Annotated in this window: 19 protein-coding genes; 9 read left to right on the forward strand and 10 right to left on the reverse strand. The window is 47.1% G+C overall.

All coding sequences use genetic code 11. The features are described 5' to 3' along the window. Positions 1-78: 78 nt before the first annotated feature. The gene (gene dapC / locus D0T92_RS07425) at positions 79-1272 is read left to right on the forward strand and encodes a succinyldiaminopimelate transaminase (RefSeq protein ID WP_151051624.1); all 1194 of its coding nucleotides are present in this window, start codon (positions 79-81) and stop codon (positions 1270-1272) included. A 245-nt stretch (positions 1273-1517) separates the two neighbouring features. Continuing rightward, positions 1518-2300, forward strand: a complete 783-nt coding sequence (locus D0T92_RS07430) for a hypothetical protein (RefSeq protein WP_151051626.1) — start codon at positions 1518-1520, stop codon at positions 2298-2300. Positions 2301-2319: 19 nt separating this feature from the next. On the opposite strand, the gene guaA is transcribed toward D0T92_RS07430, so the two are convergent. The 6 genes from guaA to D0T92_RS07460 form a co-directional block, all read right to left on the reverse strand. Next, the gene (gene guaA / locus D0T92_RS07435; RefSeq protein WP_151051628.1) at positions 2320-3885 is read right to left on the reverse strand and encodes a glutamine-hydrolyzing GMP synthase; all 1566 of its coding nucleotides are present in this window, start codon (positions 3883-3885) and stop codon (positions 2320-2322) included. A 138-nt stretch (positions 3886-4023) separates the two neighbouring features. Continuing rightward, on the reverse strand, positions 4024-4362 hold the full coding sequence (locus D0T92_RS07440; RefSeq protein WP_151053021.1) for a hypothetical protein: 339 nt from the start codon (positions 4360-4362) through the stop codon (positions 4024-4026). A 117-nt stretch (positions 4363-4479) separates the two neighbouring features. Continuing rightward, positions 4480-4926 carry an SsrA-binding protein SmpB gene (gene smpB / locus D0T92_RS07445; RefSeq protein ID WP_151051630.1) on the reverse strand — a complete coding sequence of 149 codons (447 nt, stop codon included), beginning with the start codon at positions 4924-4926 and terminating at the stop codon, positions 4480-4482. A 65-nt stretch (positions 4927-4991) separates the two neighbouring features. Next, positions 4992-5210, reverse strand: coding sequence for a DUF1653 domain-containing protein (locus tag D0T92_RS07450; protein WP_151051632.1), 219 nt, complete (start codon positions 5208-5210; stop codon positions 4992-4994). A gap of 34 nt (positions 5211-5244) precedes the next feature. Beyond that, positions 5245-5454, reverse strand: a complete 210-nt coding sequence (locus D0T92_RS07455) for a branched-chain amino acid ABC transporter (RefSeq protein ID WP_151051634.1) — start codon at positions 5452-5454, stop codon at positions 5245-5247. A 147-nt stretch (positions 5455-5601) separates the two neighbouring features. Next, positions 5602-5805, reverse strand: a complete 204-nt coding sequence (locus D0T92_RS07460) for a cold-shock protein (protein WP_003682902.1) — start codon at positions 5803-5805, stop codon at positions 5602-5604. A gap of 241 nt (positions 5806-6046) precedes the next feature. On the opposite strand from D0T92_RS07460, the gene clpS reads away from it, so the two are divergent. Both clpS and clpA read left to right on the forward strand, forming a co-directional pair. Then, positions 6047-6361, forward strand: coding sequence for an ATP-dependent Clp protease adapter ClpS (gene clpS, locus D0T92_RS07465; RefSeq protein WP_151051636.1), 315 nt, complete (start codon positions 6047-6049; stop codon positions 6359-6361). Beyond that, the gene (clpA, locus tag D0T92_RS07470; RefSeq protein WP_151051638.1) at positions 6362-8656 is read left to right on the forward strand and encodes an ATP-dependent Clp protease ATP-binding subunit ClpA; all 2295 of its coding nucleotides are present in this window, start codon (positions 6362-6364) and stop codon (positions 8654-8656) included. It begins immediately after the preceding gene. A 78-nt stretch (positions 8657-8734) separates the two neighbouring features. Here clpA and D0T92_RS07475 read toward each other — a convergent pair whose 3' ends face one another. From D0T92_RS07475 to dld, 3 genes are all read right to left on the reverse strand, one after another. Then, positions 8735-9595, reverse strand: coding sequence for an IS3 family transposase (locus D0T92_RS07475; RefSeq protein ID WP_151050639.1), 861 nt, complete (start codon positions 9593-9595; stop codon positions 8735-8737). Further along, positions 9535-9882, reverse strand: a complete 348-nt coding sequence (locus D0T92_RS07480; protein ID WP_151049971.1) for a helix-turn-helix domain-containing protein — start codon at positions 9880-9882, stop codon at positions 9535-9537. Before D0T92_RS07480 ends, D0T92_RS07475 begins: the two co-directional genes overlap by 61 nt. A gap of 92 nt (positions 9883-9974) precedes the next feature. Next, positions 9975-11663 (reverse strand): D-lactate dehydrogenase, encoded by a 1689-nt coding sequence (gene dld / locus D0T92_RS07485; protein WP_151051640.1) that lies wholly within the window; start codon positions 11661-11663, stop codon positions 9975-9977. Between the two features lie 423 nt (positions 11664-12086). Between dld and pnp the strand changes: the two genes are divergently transcribed. The 3 genes from pnp to D0T92_RS07500 all read left to right on the forward strand — a co-directional run bounded on the left by pnp (position 12087) and on the right by D0T92_RS07500 (position 16002). After that, positions 12087-14222: a polyribonucleotide nucleotidyltransferase gene (pnp, locus tag D0T92_RS07490; protein WP_151051642.1), complete on the forward strand. Its 2136-nt coding sequence runs from the start codon at positions 12087-12089 to the stop codon at positions 14220-14222. Positions 14223-14343: 121 nt separating this feature from the next. Then, positions 14344-15261, forward strand: coding sequence for an oxygen-dependent coproporphyrinogen oxidase (gene hemF / locus D0T92_RS07495; protein ID WP_151051644.1), 918 nt, complete (start codon positions 14344-14346; stop codon positions 15259-15261). Positions 15262-15375: 114 nt separating this feature from the next. Further along, positions 15376-16002 carry a LysE/ArgO family amino acid transporter gene (locus D0T92_RS07500; RefSeq protein WP_151051646.1) on the forward strand — a complete coding sequence of 209 codons (627 nt, stop codon included), beginning with the start codon at positions 15376-15378 and terminating at the stop codon, positions 16000-16002. A 33-nt stretch (positions 16003-16035) separates the two neighbouring features. Here the strand turns inward: D0T92_RS07500 and D0T92_RS07505 are convergent, their stop codons facing one another. Beyond that, complete coding sequence (locus D0T92_RS07505; RefSeq protein WP_151051648.1) at positions 16036-16596, reverse strand: pseudouridine synthase; 561 nt, start codon at positions 16594-16596, stop codon at positions 16036-16038. 159 nt (positions 16597-16755) lie between these two features. Here D0T92_RS07505 and D0T92_RS07510 point away from each other — a divergent pair, with 159 nt between their 5' ends. Continuing rightward, a complete protein-coding gene (locus tag D0T92_RS07510; RefSeq protein ID WP_151051650.1) occupies positions 16756-17598 on the forward strand; it encodes a 23S rRNA (adenine(2030)-N(6))-methyltransferase RlmJ in 843 nt (280 codons plus the stop codon). A gap of 105 nt (positions 17599-17703) precedes the next feature. Then, complete coding sequence (locus D0T92_RS07515; RefSeq protein ID WP_151051652.1) at positions 17704-18852, forward strand: UbiH/UbiF family hydroxylase; 1149 nt, start codon at positions 17704-17706, stop codon at positions 18850-18852. The last annotated feature ends 192 nt before the right edge of the window (positions 18853-19044 follow it).

The raw sequence follows: 19044 nt of genomic DNA on the forward strand, positions 1-19044 counted from the left end.
TCATTTCAGACGGCCTGCCCATTCAGGTTTTTAATGCTAAGATATGACTTATTTAATTAATCATCAATCCATAACATTATGAATCCATTACTCGACACACTCAAACCCTATCCCTTCGCCCGTTTGCGTGCCGCCCTGAAAGATATTCCCGCCCCCGCCGGCATAACCCCCGTTCCCCTGCATATCGGCGAACCCAAACACTCCGCGCCCAAAATCATCACCGACGCACTAACCGCCGCATTATCCGGTTTGGAAAAATATTCCATGACCAACGGCCTGCCCGAACTGCGCCAAGCCTGCGCCAATTGGGCCAAACGCCGCTATGACGGTTTGCAGCTCGACCCCGAAACCGAAATCCTGCCCGTACTCGGCTCGCGCGAAGCACTGTTTTCATTTACCCAAGTGGTGCTGGACCCCACTTCAGACGGCCCCAAGCCCATCGTTATCAGTCCTAATCCTTTTTATCAGGTTTACGAAGGCGCCACCCTGCTCGGCGGCGGCGAAATCTATTTCACCAACAACCACCCGCCCCGCTTTACCCCCGATTGGAAAAACATACCCGAAGACATCTGGCAGCGTACCAAAATGGTTTTTATCTGCTCGCCCGATAATCCCAGCGGCAGCGTGATGCAGCTCGACGAATGGGTCGAACTCTTCGCGATGCAAGACCGCTACGGCTTCGTTATCGCCTCCGACGAATGCTATTCCGAAATCTATTTTCAAGGCCGAAAACCCATCGGCTGCCTGCAAGCCGCCGCACAACTCGGCCGCAGCAATAAAGGCATTGTGATGTTTACCAGCCTTTCCAAACGCTCCAACGTACCCGGCCTGCGCTCCGGCTTTGTTGCCGGCGATGCCGCCTTGCTTCGAGCCTTTTCGCTATACCGCACCTACCACGGCAGCGCTATGGGGCTGCCCATCCAATATGCCAGCATTGCCGCATGGAACGACGAAGAACACGTTATCGAAAACCGCCGCCTTTATCAGGAAAAATTCGATAAAGTGCTGCCGATATTGCAGCAAGCCTTCGATGTGCACCTACCCGAAGCCTCTTTCTATATCTGGCTGCCCGTACCCGACGGCGACGACTTGGCATTCGCCCGCAACCTCTGGCAAAAAGCCGCCATCCAAGTTTTACCCGGCCGCTTCTTCGCCCGCGACACCCCGCAAGGCAACCCCGGCAAAGGCTATGTACGCATTGCATTGGTTGCCGATATTGAAACGTGTGTGAAAGCGGCTGAAACGATTGTTTTGCTTTATCGGAGAAGTTGACTAGACACTTAAACTTTAAAAGAATTATGGACACAACATATTAAATAATATTAATATACATGGATATTAATATATTACTTTACAAACAATATAGCATGTAATATTGTTTGTAGTAGCGAGTATGGTGTAAATGGGTAAAACACGCTTTGGAAACAAAGAATATTAGCAGGTTCGAATCCTGCACTCGAAAGTAATTAAATTAGTTTGATTATTTTCGAGTATAGGATTCACGCAAAAGATTTATTATGACTCTAAATAAAGAAAATTTATATCAGATATATCAAAATAATCTTCTTGGCGCAGAAAATCAGTTATCTATTATTGAAGAGATTTGCAAACAAAAGAGAGCGCAATATTATATCTCTAAATGTGAAAAACATGCTGCTAATGATTATATTTCTAGTACAAGACTATATGCTTTATTACTAGCCAATTGGTTTGAAGTTAAATTATTTAAAATAATTAATGAAAACTCTAGTGCTGCTTTTAAGCCAAATGAGGTAGAACAAATACAAGAATGTAGATCTATTTCAGAAAAGTGGCAAGCTACATATAAAATTTCAATAGAAAAAATTATGCAGAAAGGGTTAAATAATTTTGATAATATAAATATTCAGGATCTCTCTAATATATTTCAGTCAGATTATTTTATTGAAATAGAAAATTTAATTCAAATTAGAAATAAACTAGCACATGGGCAATGGAACATTCAACTAAATCATAAACAAACAAATATTAATAATTCACTTAAATTTCTTGATAAATATCAATCCTATTCACATCTTAAATTATTAAGAAGTAAACTAGAAAAAATATCAAAGATAATTGAAACTATAGTTATATATAAAGATAAAGAAAATAAAAATTTTAGTAAAATCTTAAATAAACTTAAAAATGAAATTGATAATATTGATTCAAGACTAAACAACATTAATGATGAAAAAAACTCTCAAACCAAAATCAATCAATTATTAAAAATAAAGAGTATTACTAAAAATTATTATAATCAAAAAAGAGCAACTAAATAGTTGCTCTTTTTTGATTACTCTACTCCCACTCAATCGTAGCAGGCGGCTTACCGCTCACGTCATACACAACACGGTTAATGCCGCGTACTTCGTTAATAATGCGGTTAGACACTTTGCCCAGCAGCGAATAAGGCAGTTCCGCCCAGTGTGCGGTCATAAAATCGCTGGTTACAACGGCGCGTAAGGCGACAACGTATTCATAGGTGCGGCCGTCCCCCATTACGCCGACGGATTTCACCGGCAGGAATACGGCAAAGGCTTGGCTGGTGAGGTCATACCAAGAAGTGCCGTTTTCATCGGTATGGTTGCGCAATTCCTGAATAAAAATATCATCGGCACGGCGCAGTAAGTCGGCATAGTTTTTCTTCACTTCGCCTAAAATACGCACGCCCAAGCCGGGGCCGGGGAACGGATGGCGGTACACCATTTCGCGCGGCAGACCGAGTGCAACGCCCAATTCGCGCACTTCGTCTTTAAACAAATCGCGCAAGGGTTCGAGCAATTGCAGGTTTAATGTTTCGGGCAGGCCGCCGACATTGTGATGGCTTTTAATAGCGTGGGCTTTTTTAGTTTTGGCGCCGGCGCTTTCAATCACATCGGGATAAATCGTGCCTTGTGCCAGCCATTTGGCATTTTGGCGTTTGCCGGCTTCTTTTTGGAAAACTTCGACAAACTCGGCGCCGATAATTTTGCGTTTTTTCTCGGGGTCGGTTTCGCCGGCCAATTTGCCCATAAAGTCATCGGTTGCATCTACATGAATCACGTTCACGCCAAGGTTGCGGGCAAACATATCCATCACCATTTCGCCTTCATTCAGGCGCAATAAACCGTGATCGACAAATACGCAGGTTAGCTGGTCGCCGATGGCGCGGTGAATTAATGCGGCGGCCACCGAAGAATCCACGCCGCCGGAAAGGCCGAGAATCACTTCATCGGTGCCGACCTGTTCGCGGATTTTGGCAACGGCTTCGTCGATATAGTTGGGCATGGTCCAACTCGGTTGCGCTTGGCAGATATCCAATACAAAACGGTTCAACAGCGCACGGCCTTGTTTGGTATGGGTAACTTCGGGGTGAAATTGAATGCCGTAGAATTGTTTTTCGGCATGCTCCATCATGGCAATCGGGCAGCTCGGGGTATCGCCTACCACCACAAAGCCTTCCGGCAGTTTGGATACTTTATCGCCATGGCTCATCCACACATCCAAGATATTCGGCTGATGGTCGAAAATATCGCGCGTTAATTCGCAATCAATGGTTTTCACTTGGGCATAGCCGAATTCGCGCTGGTCGCCCGGGGAAACTTCGCCGCCGAGATGGTAGGCCATAAACTGCATGCCGTAGCAGATGCCGAGCACGGGAATACCCAAGTCAAAAATACCGGTATCGGCCTGATAATCGGAGTTATAAACGGAATTGGGGCCGCCTGAAAGAATAATCCCTTTGGGGTTAAAGGCTTTAATGTCTTCCAAAGGCATATCGAATGAATGCAGCTCGCAATAAACATGCGCTTCGCGTACACGGCGGGCAATCAGTTGGGTTACTTGCGAACCAAAATCGAGAATGAGTATTTTGTCTTGGGTCATAGCGGTTTCTTTGGGATGAGAACAGGTTGTATCGAAAGATTTATATGGGTACAGACGGGTTAATCAATAAGGCCGTCTGAAAAGGCAGCATTGTACCATTTTTCAGACGGCCTGAATCAGTTTGCCATTAACGGCTGATTATTCTTTAAGCTGTTTTTGATGTTTGTAGGGCACGATGCTACTGCGCGACAACAACAGCAATGCGCCGAGAATAATCATACCCAATGCAATCAGTGGCGAATAGCCGAAAATGTATTCGTTTCTTAAATAAACCGCCGCGCCGATATAAACCAAAAACGGGCCGGATACGATGGATTGTTTATTGATGCCGTCTACCAACAATACCACAATGCCGACGACAGCCAAGCCGATGGCAATCAGCGTAGCCGTTGCCGGAAGCACACCCGTACTTTTTAAAAACCAAACCGCTCCGGCGGCAATTAAAAACAGCGGCAATGCAAGTGAAGATTGTGGCATGGTATAAAACTCCGACAGCTTAAATATAGTCATATTCAGACGGCCTATAAGGCTATTTTATATAGAGGCCGTCTGAAAATATAGCATCTCAAGAAATGGGCATAAAACCGAATTGGATTAACCCGCGTTTTTCATCAAGCGTTGTTTCTCACGTTTCCAATCGGCTTCTTTCAGGCTTTGGCGTTTATCGTGTTGTTTTTTACCTTTCGCCAGCCCGATATCCATTTTCACATAGCCACGGTGATAATGCAGATTTAAGGGCACGATGGTGTAGCCCGAGCGCTCTGTTTTGCCGATTAGTTTATTAATCTCAGACTGCTTCAATAATAATTTACGCGGGCGTACGGGATCGGTCTTCACGTGGGTGGAAGCATCGGCCAATGCAGTAATATGGCAGCCCACCAGATAAAACGCGTCTTTTTTCCAGTGGATATAGCTTTCTTTAAGCTGCACCCTACCGGCACGGATGGCTTTTACTTCCCAGCCGCTTAAAACCAAACCGGCTTCGATTTGGTCTTCGATAAAATAGTCGTGAAATGCTTTGCGGTTATTGGCTATACTCATAATCGTTCAATCGTATTAATCTTTTCAGACGGCCTATTTTATCAGAAGGCCGTCTGAAACCCTATTTAAAATGCTTTCAAGCACAAAAAGCGGGGTACGCTTTTATCATGATAAACCACACTTTCCACAAACATGGATAAGGGGCGCACCCACAAATCATATTCGCCATATAAGGCACGATATACCACCATTTCTTCTTCGGTTTCCGAATGGTGCGCCGTACCGATAACTTCGTATAACTGGCCTTTATAATGGCGGTAAACACCGGGTTTTACAATATTCATATCAAAGTTTATTTTATTAAATAGTTACTTACGTTTAATTTTCTAGAAAACGGCGGTAGTATTCGTCAATAGCGGCAATGGCCTGCTTATGATGCGGTTTTAAATCAGTTTGCCAATCGGCAAGCCTTGTTAGAATCAGATCTTCTTCATCTGCCAACGTGCATGACTGGGATTGGTTTTGGCGAAGATAATGAATTAATTCTTCTATTTGCCGGCACGCATTCTGATAATCGAGATCGGGCATGATTGGATTGATATTTAAAAAATTGTGAGATTTTATTTACAAACTGTCATCTTGAAAATAAAGAATCTGCATAAAAATAAATGGCAGGTTTAAAAAAACCTGCCATACACTAATCATTGAAACCGGCAAAACCGGCACAACTTTAAATTAAGCAGCCTGAATATTGGCAGCTTGTTTGCCTTTCGGGCCGGTGGTTACATCAAAAGAAACGCGTTGACCTTCTTTTAATGTTTTGAAACCATCCATATTGATTGCAGAGAAATGAGCGAACAAATCTTCGCCGCCTTCATCGGGGGTAATGAAACCAAAACCTTTAGCGTCGTTAAACCATTTAACAATACCGGTTGCCATTGAACTTCCTATACTAAAAAAAATTAACAAAAAACAGCAAATATAAGGCAACTCAAAAAACCAAAAGTTCCGATTTCTCCTAAACTAAGATTTATATTGTGGATGCCAAGCTCTGCTAACTCACTTTTTACCTATGTTAAGGTGTATAGTCAAGTAGTGTTTGGGGAAAAAAAACGAAATTTATTAAAATAATGCAAAAAACAACATTAAGCCATATCCGAAATTTCACTGAAGACTTAATATGACCAAAAATAACACCCAATATGATACTGATACCGATACTTTAAACCGGAACAAAACAGCCCCACCTAAAAAATATGGCGTCTTTCTTTTGAACGACGATTACACAACCATGGATTTTGTTGTTAAGGTATTAACGGAAATCTTCATGCTGCCCGAAGAGCGGGCAATCGCCGTGATGCTGCTGGTGCATCACGAAGGTAAAGGGCTTTGCGGTGTTTACAGCCGCGATATAGCCGAAACAAAACAGCAACAGGTTATGCGGCTCGCCCGACAGGAAGAACAACCGCTACAATGTGTTGTTGAGGAGGTATAAATGATTTCAGAAGAGCTTGAGCAAATTTTACAAATTCTCTACGCCGATGCACGCAAGCAACGGCATGAGTTAATCAGCTTGGAGCACTTATTGCTGGTGTTAATCGAACAAAGTGACGATGTACGGGAAACCTTGCAAGAATGCAATGTAGACTGCAAAGTGCTTTCCGAACAGCTTATCAGCAGTATTGTTGATAATACCCCGATTCTACCCGCACATTTACTCGATAAAACCGAAACACAACCTACTTTGGGCTTTCAACGCGTATTGCAGCGTGCCATGGTGCATGCCCAATCTGCCGACAAGCGCGAAGTGAAGCCGATTGATGTTCTGGTGGCGCTAATGAGCGAAACCGATAGCCCTGCCGTTTATTTTCTGCAACTGCAATCGGTAACGCGTTATGACATTCTCCGCACGCTGGCGCACGGCAAAGGCGCTTCCGATGACTCATCTGAAGACTCTGACGGACAAGAGCAGGAAGAGGAAAAAGAAGAAAAAGGGCCCAATAAAAAAGATGCGCTCTCGTCTTACACCATCAATCTGAATGCCGAAGCGGCAGCAGGCCGTATCGATCCGCTAATCGGCCGTAAGCATGAAATGGAACGCTTGGTTCAGGTTTTATGCCGCCGCCGTAAAAACAACCCGATACTGGTCGGCGAGGCCGGTGTCGGAAAAACCGCGTTAGCTGAAGGTTTGGCGCACTCTATCGTAAAAGGTAATGTGCCCGACCACTTAAAAAATGCCGTTGTTTTTTCACTGGATATGGGCGCGCTATTGGCCGGAACCAAATACCGTGGCGATTTTGAAGCACGTGTTAAAGCCGTGCTCAAACAATTGGCCAAAATTCCCCATGCCATTTTGTTTGTGGACGAAATCCATACCATTATCGGCGCGGGCAGCACTTCCGGCGGCACGATGGATGCATCCAACCTGCTCAAGCCCGCATTGGCAAAAGGCCAACTGCGCTGCATCGGTGCGACCACTTACGACGAATACCGTACGATTTTCGATAAAGACCACGCATTAAGCCGTCGCTTTCAAAAAATCGATATCGTCGAACCCAGCATCAGCGAAACCGTACAGATTTTGCGCGGCCTAAAACCGATGTTTGAAAGCTTTCATAACGTGCGCTATACCGCCGGCGCTTTAGAGGCTGCGGTCGAGCTTTCCGCACGCTATATTAACGAGCGTTTCCTGCCCGATAAAGCCATTGACGTGATGGACGAAGCCGGTGCGGCACAACGCATTTTGCCAAAATCAAAACAGAAAAAAGTTATCGGTAAAGCCCAAATTGAAGCCGTGATTGCCAAAGTGGCGCGCATTCCCGAAAAAACCGTTTCCCACGACGACAAACAAGTGCTGCAATATTTAGGGCGCGATTTGAAAAATATGGTATTCGGTCAGGATGATGCCATTGATGCTTTGGTGGCCGCAGTTAAAATGGCACGTTCCGGTTTGGGGCAACCCAATAAACCTATCGGCAGCTTCCTGTTTTCCGGCCCGACCGGCGTAGGGAAAACCGAAGTAGCCAAACAATTAGCATTTTCATTAGGCATTCCGCTGCAACGTTTTGATATGTCGGAATATATGGAACGCCATGCCGTATCGCGGCTGATTGGTGCGCCGCCGGGTTATGTCGGTTTCGAGCAGGGCGGCTTGTTAACCGAAGCGGTAAACAAACAGCCTTTCTGCGTTTTATTACTCGACGAAATCGAAAAAGCCCATCCCGATATTTTCAATGTATTGCTGCAAGTGATGGACTACGGCAAATTAACCGACAACAACGGCAAAAGCGCCGATTTCCGCAATGTGATTATTATTATGACCACCAATGCCGGTGCGGAAAGCTTAAGCAAGCCGACCATCGGCTTTGCCGGCAAACGCGAGCGCGGTGATGAAATGGAAGCCATCAACAAACAATTCTCACCCGAATTCCGCAACCGTTTGGATGCCGTGATTGCCTTCTCACCGCTCAGCGAAGCCGTGATTGCCAAAGTGGTGGATAAATTCCTATTGCAATTGGAACAACAACTGCTTGAGAAAAAAGTGGAAGTCGAATTCTCACCGGCTTTACGGAAATATCTGGCGAAAAAAGGCTTCGACCCGCAAATGGGCGCCCGCCCGATGTCGCGCCTGATTCAAGACAAAATCCGCAAGGCATTGGCAGATGAGCTGCTCTTCGGCAAACTGGCCGACGGCGGTTTTGTGCGGATAGATTGGGATGAAGCCAACGACAAAGCTGTTTTGAAGTTTAAGAAAAATACTTCCGGCAAAGCATTAGATACGGTTGTATAGTTCTATCATTCAGTAACAAAAGGCCGTCTGAAATATTATGATCTGACCCCCAAATCTTGGACAAACATAAAAGCCTTTTCAGGCTGCCTTTTCGAGCTGGGTTCTGTATGCCACAGGACTCAGCTTTTTCAATTTCAAACTACATCTGTCATGATTGTAGTATCGTATATAGTCATCTATTGTCTGCATCAGCTCTGTTGTCGAAACTTTGCCTTCCTGATAAAAGCATTCCGTCTTCAGTATCGCAAAGAAGCTTTCCATCGGTGCATTGTCCCAACAATTGCCTTTACGCGACATACTTTTCACTATGCCGTGTTCTGCCAACGTGCGGCGGTAGGCTTCCGTACGGTACAGCACACCTTGATCGGAATGCAGCAGCACTTTATCTGCCTTTGTCAGTTTGCAGACCGCATCATTCAGCATTCTTTCCACCATCTCGCTGTTCGGGCGGCGGCTCATCGCATAAGCGACGATTTCGCGGTTAAATACATCCAATATCGGTGACAGATACAGTTTGCCATTGCTGCACTTGAATTCGGTGGCATCCGTCAGCCATTTCTCATTGGGCTTTTGCGCCTCAAAGCGGCGGTTCAGAATATTATCCGACGGTTCGCCCATTGCCGGATGGCGGTAGGCTTTTTTCGGACGCACTTTGGCTTTCAATTGCAACAGTTTCATCAAACGGATAACCTTTTTCTTATTCCATGACAAAGTGGCGGCAATCCGCCTGTATCCGTAACGCCCTTGATGGCGGGCATAAACTTCGGCAACGGCGGCTTTGTCCTGTTCGTCCGGGTCGGGACGGCCGTGGTGGTAATAAAAGCTGCTTTTGGGCAGTGCAGCACTGTGCAGCAGGTATTTAAGCGGATGTTTTGCCCTCAGTGCTTGGACGGCTTCGCTTTTTTGGCGACCGCTTCTTTCTGCCTGAGGGCTTTTAATTCCTTTAGATAGTCGTTCTCCGCCCGCATATAGCGCAACTCTTCGATTAGTTCCGCCTGTGTTTTTTCGTGGTCGGGTTTATCGACGATAAAGGGGTTTTTGCGTTTGATGATCATAATGGCCTGCGGATGCTCAAGTGCGCGGATGCCGCCTTGGTTGTATGCGGCTATCCAACGGCGTAAATGGGTACGGGAAATATTAAAGTGATCGGCAGTACGCTGTTGGCTGCGTACGCGCTGATAATATTGCACGGCTTGGTATTTAAAGTCTAATGTATATTTGCTCATAAGAAAACTGCACCTTAATGGGTTGGAGGAGTGTCCAACTTTTGGGGTGCAGTTCAATTATTCAGACGGCCTTATATTATGGGCGGATTGATTCAAGCCCAATATTTTTTCTTAGAAGTTTTACCGATGCCCGGATTAAAGCTGTTGGTCGGATCCAATTTCCTGTAAAACGATTTCAGCGCAGGCTTGGCTTCATACAAATGGCCGACATTATGCTCGGCAGGATATTGCGCGCCGCGTTTTTCTAATAATTCTAGCATTTCATGTTCCAAAGCCACACAATCGCGGCCTTTTTTCACCAGATAATCGTGATGGAAAACATAGCATAAGAAATGGCCGCAATACACTTTCATGCCGATTTGATCGTCGATTTCAGACGGCAGCTTTTCAAACCAATCATGATCATTGCGACGCAGCGCCACATCAAGGGCAACAATATCTTCCACATCTTCAGTATGCACGGCACGATAGCGCACCGATGCGCCGCCGACGGCAAAACGATGCAATAAAGCCGCCTGCGCCTCTTCGGGATTACATTCAAAATAACTACCTGTTTTATCGACAAAATAATCTTTTAAGAAAGCACGCGCTTCTTCTACGCCCGCACCACCCATTTTCAAAATCAAATGGTGTTCGTAGCGGTCGCGGAAATCATATAAAGAAGCAGGCAAATGCTCGGGCAGACAGCCGGCAATAAATTGCAAAGCTTTATCGGTAAAATGCTTGGGCAGGAAAGTTACTTTTTTACTGAAGCGTTCCACTTTGGCTTTAAAGTCAAATAAAGCGGGCAGACGGTGTGTACCGAATTTTTTAATAATCCAAAACGTATCTTTACCGTATTTGGCCGCCACATCAAACGCGCCGCGGTGTAGGTATTCGCCTAAAATCGGCAGGTTTTGAAAATTGGTTAAAATATGGCGGCGGATGCCGTTTAATTCCGCCGTATCGTTGGTACCGATATAAAAAACGGCGGTCTTTTCTTCCAGCGGGAAAGTATCCACGCGCACGGCAAAAACCATCAGCTTACCGGCGCAACCCGATGCTTCATAATGACGGGAAGGATCGGCATTAAAACGCGCGGCGCTGGGTTCGTCTACTTGGCGGACATGTTGGCAATAGGTATGGTCGTGCCCTTTCCCGGCATCAACGGTAATATCTTTTTTCTGATAATGATGACCTTGTAGGTTGGTTAGTATTTCTTCGGGGGTGTCACCCAAATCAATCCCCAAATGATTCACCAACTCCAGCTCGCCCTGCTCGTTGATTTGGGCAAACAATGCCATTTCCGTATAAGCAGGCCCGCGCTGCACCAATGCACCACCGGAATTATTACACACACCGCCCAACACCGATGCGCCGATACAAGACGATCCCAATACGGAATGTGGCTCTCTGCCCAACGGTTTTAATAAAACTTCGAGCTGGTTTAAAGTCGAACCAGGCAGGCAGACAACTTGTTCGTTATTGTTAATCGGCTGCACGATATTCATGCGCATGGTGTTCACAATCACAATATCGCGGTCGTAATCGTTGCCATCGGGGGTCGAACCGCCGGTCAGCCCGGTATTGGCCGCTTGTGTAATCACAATCACATCGGCTTCTACACAGGCCTGTAAAATTTTCCATTGCTCCAGTATCGTTCCCGGCCGAACAACGGCCAACGCTTTGCCCTCGCCGAAACGGTAGCCCTGCCGATAGGGTTCGGTTTTACTCGGATCGGTTATCACATAAGGTGCACCGACAATATCGGTAAGTTTTTGGAGCAATTGCGTGGTAGTCATTTCTTTTTCCTGGAATTAATGGTGACCTGAATAAGTTTAAGTGTACGTTTTTTCTCATGAGACGGTCAAATACCGCCCTTTAATATACGATATATTTTTAGGCCGTCTGAAAACCTTTCAGACGGCCTTTGTGAAACAATGTATTTCAATGAGTCTAATCTCCAAACTCACCTGCCGTTATAAACCGCTTGGCCGTTTTAAAATCCGATACTGTATGCCAAAAACATTTCAAAGCGTTTTCTTATTTGGATTCCAACCCGTTTTAACGCTATAATCTATAGTTGCGGTCTGCAATAAAGATAGGCCGTCTGAAAACCCAAATCCCGCCGATGTCTGCCTGAAGCTCTAACCATGCACATAGTTTGATTATTTGTGTGCATCATTAGTGTTTTAGCGGCAACGGCACCAACCGAAAGGAACAAAATGTTCAACAAGCACGTTAAATCTTTCCAATACGGCGAACACACCGTTACCTTGGAAACCGGTGAAATTGCCCGTCAGGCCGATGCTGCCGTTAAAGTTTCTATGGGCGACACCGTGGTTCTGGTTGCCATCACCGCCAATAAAGATGTGAAAGAAGGCCAAGACTTCTTCCCGCTAACTGTTGATTATCTTGAGCGTACTTATGCTGCCGGTAAAATCCCCGGCGGCTTTTTCAAGCGCGAAGGCAAACAAAGTGAAAAAGAAATTCTCACCAGCCGCTTAATCGACCGCCCTATCCGCCCCTTATTCCCCGAAGGTTTCTACCACGACATTCAAATCGTGGCGATGGTGGTTTCTATCGACCCTGAAATTGATTCCGATATTCCTGCGATGATCGGCGCTTCCGCCGCATTGGTATTAACCGGCGTGCCGTTCAACGGCCCTATCGGTGCCGCCCGTGTCGGTTTTATTAACGATGCTTATGTATTGAATCCGACCAAAGCGCAATTGACTAAATCGAAAATGGATTTAGTGGTTGCCGGTACCCAAAAAGCAGTATTGATGGTGGAATCCGAAGCCAGCGAACTGCCTGAAGACGTAATGTTAGGCGCGGTAGTTTACGGCCACGAACAAATGCAAACCGTGATTAACGCCATCAACGAATTTGCCGATGAAGTGAATCCTGCGGTATGGGAATGGCAACCGGCCGAAAAAGATGCCGCCCTGTTGGAAAAAATCCGTGAACTTGCCGGTAATTCTATCAGCGAAGCCTTTAAAATCCGTGAAAAACAAGCCCGTTCGGCTAAGCTCGACGAAGCATGGAATGCAGTTAAAGACGCTTTGATTACCGAAGAAACCGATACGTTGGCTGCCAACCAAATCAAAGGCATGTTCAAACAATTGGAAGCCGACGTGGTTCGCGGTCAGATTTTGGACGGCCATCCCCGTATCGACGGCCGCGACACCCGCACCGTACGCCCGATTAATATCCAAACCGGCGTTTTACCGCGCACCCACGGCTCCGCCCTGTTTACCCGTGGCGAAACCCAAGCTCTGGCCGTTGCCACTTTGGGCACCGCCCGCGACGAACAAATTATCGATGCTTTAAGCGGCGAATATACCGACCGCTTTATGCTGCACTATAATTTCCCGCCGTACTCTACCGGTGAAGTCGGCCGTATGGGCCCGCCGAAACGCCGTGAAATCGGTCATGGTCGTTTGGCTAAACGTGCTTTGGTTGCCGTTTTGCCGTCTCCCGAAGAATTCAGCTACACCATGCGCGTGGTTTCCGAAATCACCGAGTCTAACGGCTCTTCTTCTATGGCTTCCGTATGCGGCGGCTGTTTGAGCCTGCTCTCTGCCGGTGTGCCGTTAAAAGCACACGTTGCCGGTATCGCCATGGGTTTGATTTTGGAAAACAACAAATTCGCGGTATTAACCGATATTCTGGGTGACGAAGACCACTTAGGCGATATGGACTTTAAAGTAGCCGGTACCGCCGACGGTGTCACCGCTTTGCAAATGGATATTAAAATCCAAGGCATCACCAAAGAAATTATGCAAATCGCGTTGGCACAAGCCAAAGAAGCGCGTATGCACATCTTGGCGCAAATGAAAGAAGCCGTTGAAGGCCCGCAAGAGTTATCCGCCCACGCGCCGCGCCTGTTCACCGTGAAAATCCCGCAAGATAAAATCCGCGACGTTATCGGTAAAGGCGGCGAAACCATCCGCGGCCTGACTGCCGAAACCGGCACCGAAATCAATATTGCCGAAGACGGTACGGTAACCATTGCCGCCACTACTCAAGAAGCCGGTGAAGCTGCGAAAAAACGCATTGAAGAAATCACTGCCGAAGTGGAAGTGGGCAAAGTGTATGACGGTACGGTTTTGAAAATTCTCGACAACAATGTCGGCGCCATCGTTTCCGTGATTCCGGGTAAAGACGGTTTGGTACACATCAGCCAAATCGCCCACGAACGCGTGAAAAACGTTAGCGATTACTTACAAGTAGGCCAAAACGTACAAGTGAAAGCGCTTGAAGTAGACGACCGCGGTCGTGTGCGTTTATCCATGAAAGCCTTGTTGGAAGCGCCTGAACGCGAACCGCGCCAAGTGCCGAAAACCGATAGCGAATAAGCGATAGGCTGTATTGACAAAGGCCGTCTGAAAATAGGTTTCAGACGGCCTTTTATAAAATAAGTATTCAGAATGGTTTATCTCAAAGGCCGTCTGAAAACTTTCTTTTGAAGGAAATAATATGCATACAGAGTCCGTTTTAAGCGTATTGAAAACATTGCAAGACCAAATTTGCAGCGCTTTGGAAAACCAAGACGGCGGTGCAAAATTTATCGCCGACCAATGGCAAAGCAAATTGGGCATTGGCGAAAGCCGCGTTTTAAAAAATGGTGCCGTTTTCGAACAGGCCGGTGTGAATTTTTCGCATGTTAAAGGCGATACCATGCCCGCTTCGGCAACGGCACACCGCCCCGAATTGGCCGGCGCACCCTTTGAAGCGATGGGTGTTTCATTGGTTATCCATCCGAAAAACCCCTATATTCCCACCAGCCATGCCAATGTACGTTTTTTCATTGCCTATCCCGAAGGCGGTGAAGCGGTGTGGTGGTTTGGCGGTGGTTTCGACCTCACCCCATTTTATCCTTTTGAAGAAGATATTCTGCATTGGCATCAAACCGCTGCCAACTTATGCCAACCTTTCGGCGATGATGTTTATCCGCAATACAAACAATGGTGCGACGACTATTTCTATTTGAAGCACCGTGGCGAAACCCGCGGCGTCGGCGGCTTGTTTTTTGATGATTTAAACCGTTGGAATTTCGATACCTGCCTGAACTTTATCAAGGCCGTCGGCGAGGGCTATATACAGGCTTATATCCCCATTGTTGCCAAGCGCAAAAACATTATTTTCGGCGAACGCCAGCGCCAATTCCAGCTCTACCGCCGTGGGCGTTATGTCGAATTCAACTTGGTTTGGGACAGGGGCACTTTATTCGGCCTGCAAAGCGGTGGGCGCACGGAAAGTATTTTGATGTCGATGCCGCCGTTGGTACGGTTTGAATACAGTTATCAGCCCGAACCCGATTCGCCAGAAGCGCGTTTAAACGACTTTTTAAAACCACGCAACTGGCTGGCCGAACAAGCCGGGCAAAGTCACTAAACCTTATTAAAGGCCGTCTGAAACGTTTAAAACGGGTATGCACCAGCTATCAAAGCAGGCTGCATACCCGCATTCGACTGCAATCGATTTTATTTACAGACAAAGCATATTGATATGAACCCTTTTTTCAACGGACTGATGATTTCCAGCGGCCTGATTATTGCCATCGGCGCGCAGAATGCGTTTGTCTTGAAAAAAGGCTTGTTAAAACAACATATCGGCGCCATTGTCTTAACTTGCTGGTTGTGTGATGTTTTTCTAATCAGTTGCGGCGTATTCGGCGTTTCCGCCCTACTTTCCGACAGCCCCAAAATATCCGCTTTATTGGCCTTGGCCGGCGGCATTTTTCTGTTGGTTTACGGCCTCATGAACCTAAAACGGGCATGGCAGGGCGGCGGGCATATGTCGATTCAGGCGGGGCAAAGCCAACCCTCATCCATCATAAAAAGCATAGCCGCTACATTGGCCATCACCCTGCTCAACCCTCATGTTTATATCGATACCGTCGTGCTTATCGGCGGTTATGCGAATCATTTAAATCAACACGATAAATTTCTATTTCTTATCGGCGCATTGCTGGCTTCCGGCGTATGGTTTTTCAGCCTCGGCTACGGTGCGCGCCTATTATTGCCATTGTTTCAACGCGAACGCGTTTGGCAGATACTCGATACCGCCATTGCGGTGATGATGTTTTATCTGGCATTCGGCTTATTCAAACAGGTATTGACCCTATTCGGCTAAACTGTTTTTATGGTCGAAACCGCGCTTATTTTATTAAGGCAAATCATCTGAAAACCGCCATTCGCCCGACGCCAGCTCCAAATCAAAAATATTCAGACGGCCTACCGCTACCCGCACCAAACGCAAACAGGGATAGCCGGCTTTCGCCGTCATTTTGCGTACTTGGCGGTTTTTCCCCTCGCTAATAATGATTTCCACCCAAAAATCAGGCACGGTTTTACGCACTCGGATAGGCGTGCGCCGCGGCCATAAGCGATCCGTTTCGGCAGCATCTAAAACCCTCACCTTAGCCGCTTGGGTCACAAAATCCCCCAAGTCCATACGGGAACGCAGCAAATTAAGTTTCGCTTCGTCCGCCACACCCTCCACCTGCGCCCAATAGGTTTTTTTCTTACCATGCTTCGGATGCGCAATCCTCGCCTGTAAACGGCCGTCGTCGGTCAGCAGCAGCAAACCTTCGCTATCGGTATCCAAGCGGCCGGCCGGATAAAAATCCGCAACATCAATATAATCTTTTAAACTTTCGTATTTCTCATGCGGTGAAAACTGGCATATCACACCGTCCGGCTTATTCAATACAATCAAATGACTCATCGGTTTTATCTTCTATCTGAAACCGAAACATTATACGGAACACGGTATGGTTTTCACACCATATAGGCCGTCTGAAAGCTTATTGCCGCCATGCCCTACCGCCGCAACCGCTCTTGGCTTAAAATAAACAGTTTTTATCGTTTCAGACGGCCTTTATTTATGCTCAGCTACCGCCACGCCTTTCATGCCGGCAACCATGCCGATATGCTCAAACACTTTGTGCTTTACCTCACTCTCGATTATTTCAACCGCAAAGACAAACCCTATTGGTATATCGATACCCACAGCGGCGCCGGTTTATATGATTTAAGCGGCGGCGAAGCGCAAAAAGTCGGCGAATACAAACACGGGTTTTCACTATTGATGCAGGCCGAATCTCTGCCCGAACCGCTCAATAGTTTCAAAGGCCGTCTGAAAAACATATTGCCGCAACCGCATCTTTATTGCGGTTCACCGTGGTTGGCGCAAGCCATGACCCGCCCTAGCGACAAACTGCGCCTATTCGAACTACACCCGACCGACTACCAACATTTACAACACAATATGCAGGAAGCCCGTTTAGGGAAGCGCGGGCTGATTAGCCAATCCGACGGCTATCAGGGTTTAATCGCGCTACTGCCGCCGCCGACCCGCCGCGCCGTGGTGTTAATCGACCCGCCTTATGAAGAAAAACAAGACTACGCCAGAGTCATCAACACCCTAAAAGCCGCCCAAAAACGCTTTGCTTCAGGCTGTTATCTGTTGTGGTACCCGTGCCTAAGCCGCGAAGAAAGCCGGAAACTGCCCGAACAACTGAAAAAACTGTCGCCCGAACATTATCTGCACACCGAACTACATGTATACGCCCCCCGTTCAGACGGCTTCGGCATGTACGGCAGCGGCATGTTTATATTGAATCCGCCTTATATACTGGCGCAACAATTGCAAGACACCCTACCCGCATTAACCAAACTGCTCGCCCAAGACGATCAGGCACATTTTGTTTTGGATTATCGCGAATAAAACAAAGCGGTTAAGGCCGTCTGAATACGGTTTATACCTAGGCTTTTGCCATCGCAGGCAACCGTTTGCGTTATAATCCGAAGCGAACCCACGGGAATACCTTATATGACACATGAAATCCTGATTATCGGCGGCGGATTGGTCGGCGTGGCTGCCGCTGTTGCCCTGAAAAAACAAGGCCGCGATGTGGCTCTGATAGAAATACGCCCGCCACAAACCGACCCCGACTTTCTCAATCAAGATTGGGATGCCCGTATTTACGCCATCAGCCCGGCCAACCGCGCCTTATTGCAATCGCTAGACGCATGGCCGTCTGAAAGCCGCATACAGGGCGTATCGCGTATGGACGTTCGCGGCGACAACGGTGGACAAATTGAATTTAGCGCCGCCGAAACCAATACGCCGTTTCTCACCTATATCGCCGAAAACCGTTGGCTGCTTGCCGCCTTATGGCAACAAATCCGCGCCCTTGATATCCCCGTGATTCAGGAAGCCGCCGTTGCCCTGCAAACCGATATTCAGACGGCCTCCCTAACGCTACAAAACGGCGAAACCCTAAACGCCCGTTTGATTATCGGCGCCGACGGTGCCAACTCTTGGGTACGCAAACAAAGCGGCATTCAAGTCAACGAAACGCCCTACGGCCAACACGGCGTAGTTGCCAACTTTCATACTGAAAAAGACCACAACGGCACCGCCTTCCAATGGTTTGAAGACGGTGAAATATTGGCCTGCCTGCCGCTGCCCGATCATAAAATTTCTATGGTTTGGAGCACGTTTACGCCGGAAAAACTCACTTCGTTATCGCCTGAAGCGCTGGCAGCGGAAGTCACCCGAAAAAGCAAAAACGTATTGGGTAACCTGCAACCGCTATCGCCCGCTTTTGCCTTTAATCTGATTCTGCGCCGCCCCGAATCCACATCGGCACAACGCATTATTCTGATGGGGGATGCCGCCCACACGATTCACCCGCTAGCCGGACAGGGTGTCAATCTCGGTTTCGGCGATGTTGCCGCCTTTGCCGACCTCAGCCGCGATGCCGCCGATATCGGCGCCTACCAATTATTGCGCCAATATACCCTCAGCCGTTTGGCGCCCGTACGCACCATGCAAACCGGTTGCGACGGTTTATTCCGTTTGTTCAACGAAAAAAAACTGCCTGCGCTACCGCTCATCCGCAATACTGGCCTAAACCTAGTCAATGCTGCGCCGTGGATGAAAAACCGCCTCATCCGGCATGCTATGGGGCTTTAAGCGGGCTATCCGGCTTTATAAAATTATCTGACAAGATCAAAATCAGACGGCCTGTATTCATCAGGCCGTCTGAAAAGATAACTATTTATTTTATATACATACTCACAACAGAAGCATATTTAATGCCAATCCCAAACGAATCGGTTGACCGCCCACCTTTTAAAATTCATTAGCAAATAATTACAACATTTG

The sequence above is a fragment of the Neisseria zalophi genome (assembly GCF_008807015.1).
Lineage (GTDB): Bacteria > Pseudomonadota > Gammaproteobacteria > Burkholderiales > Neisseriaceae > Neisseria > Neisseria zalophi.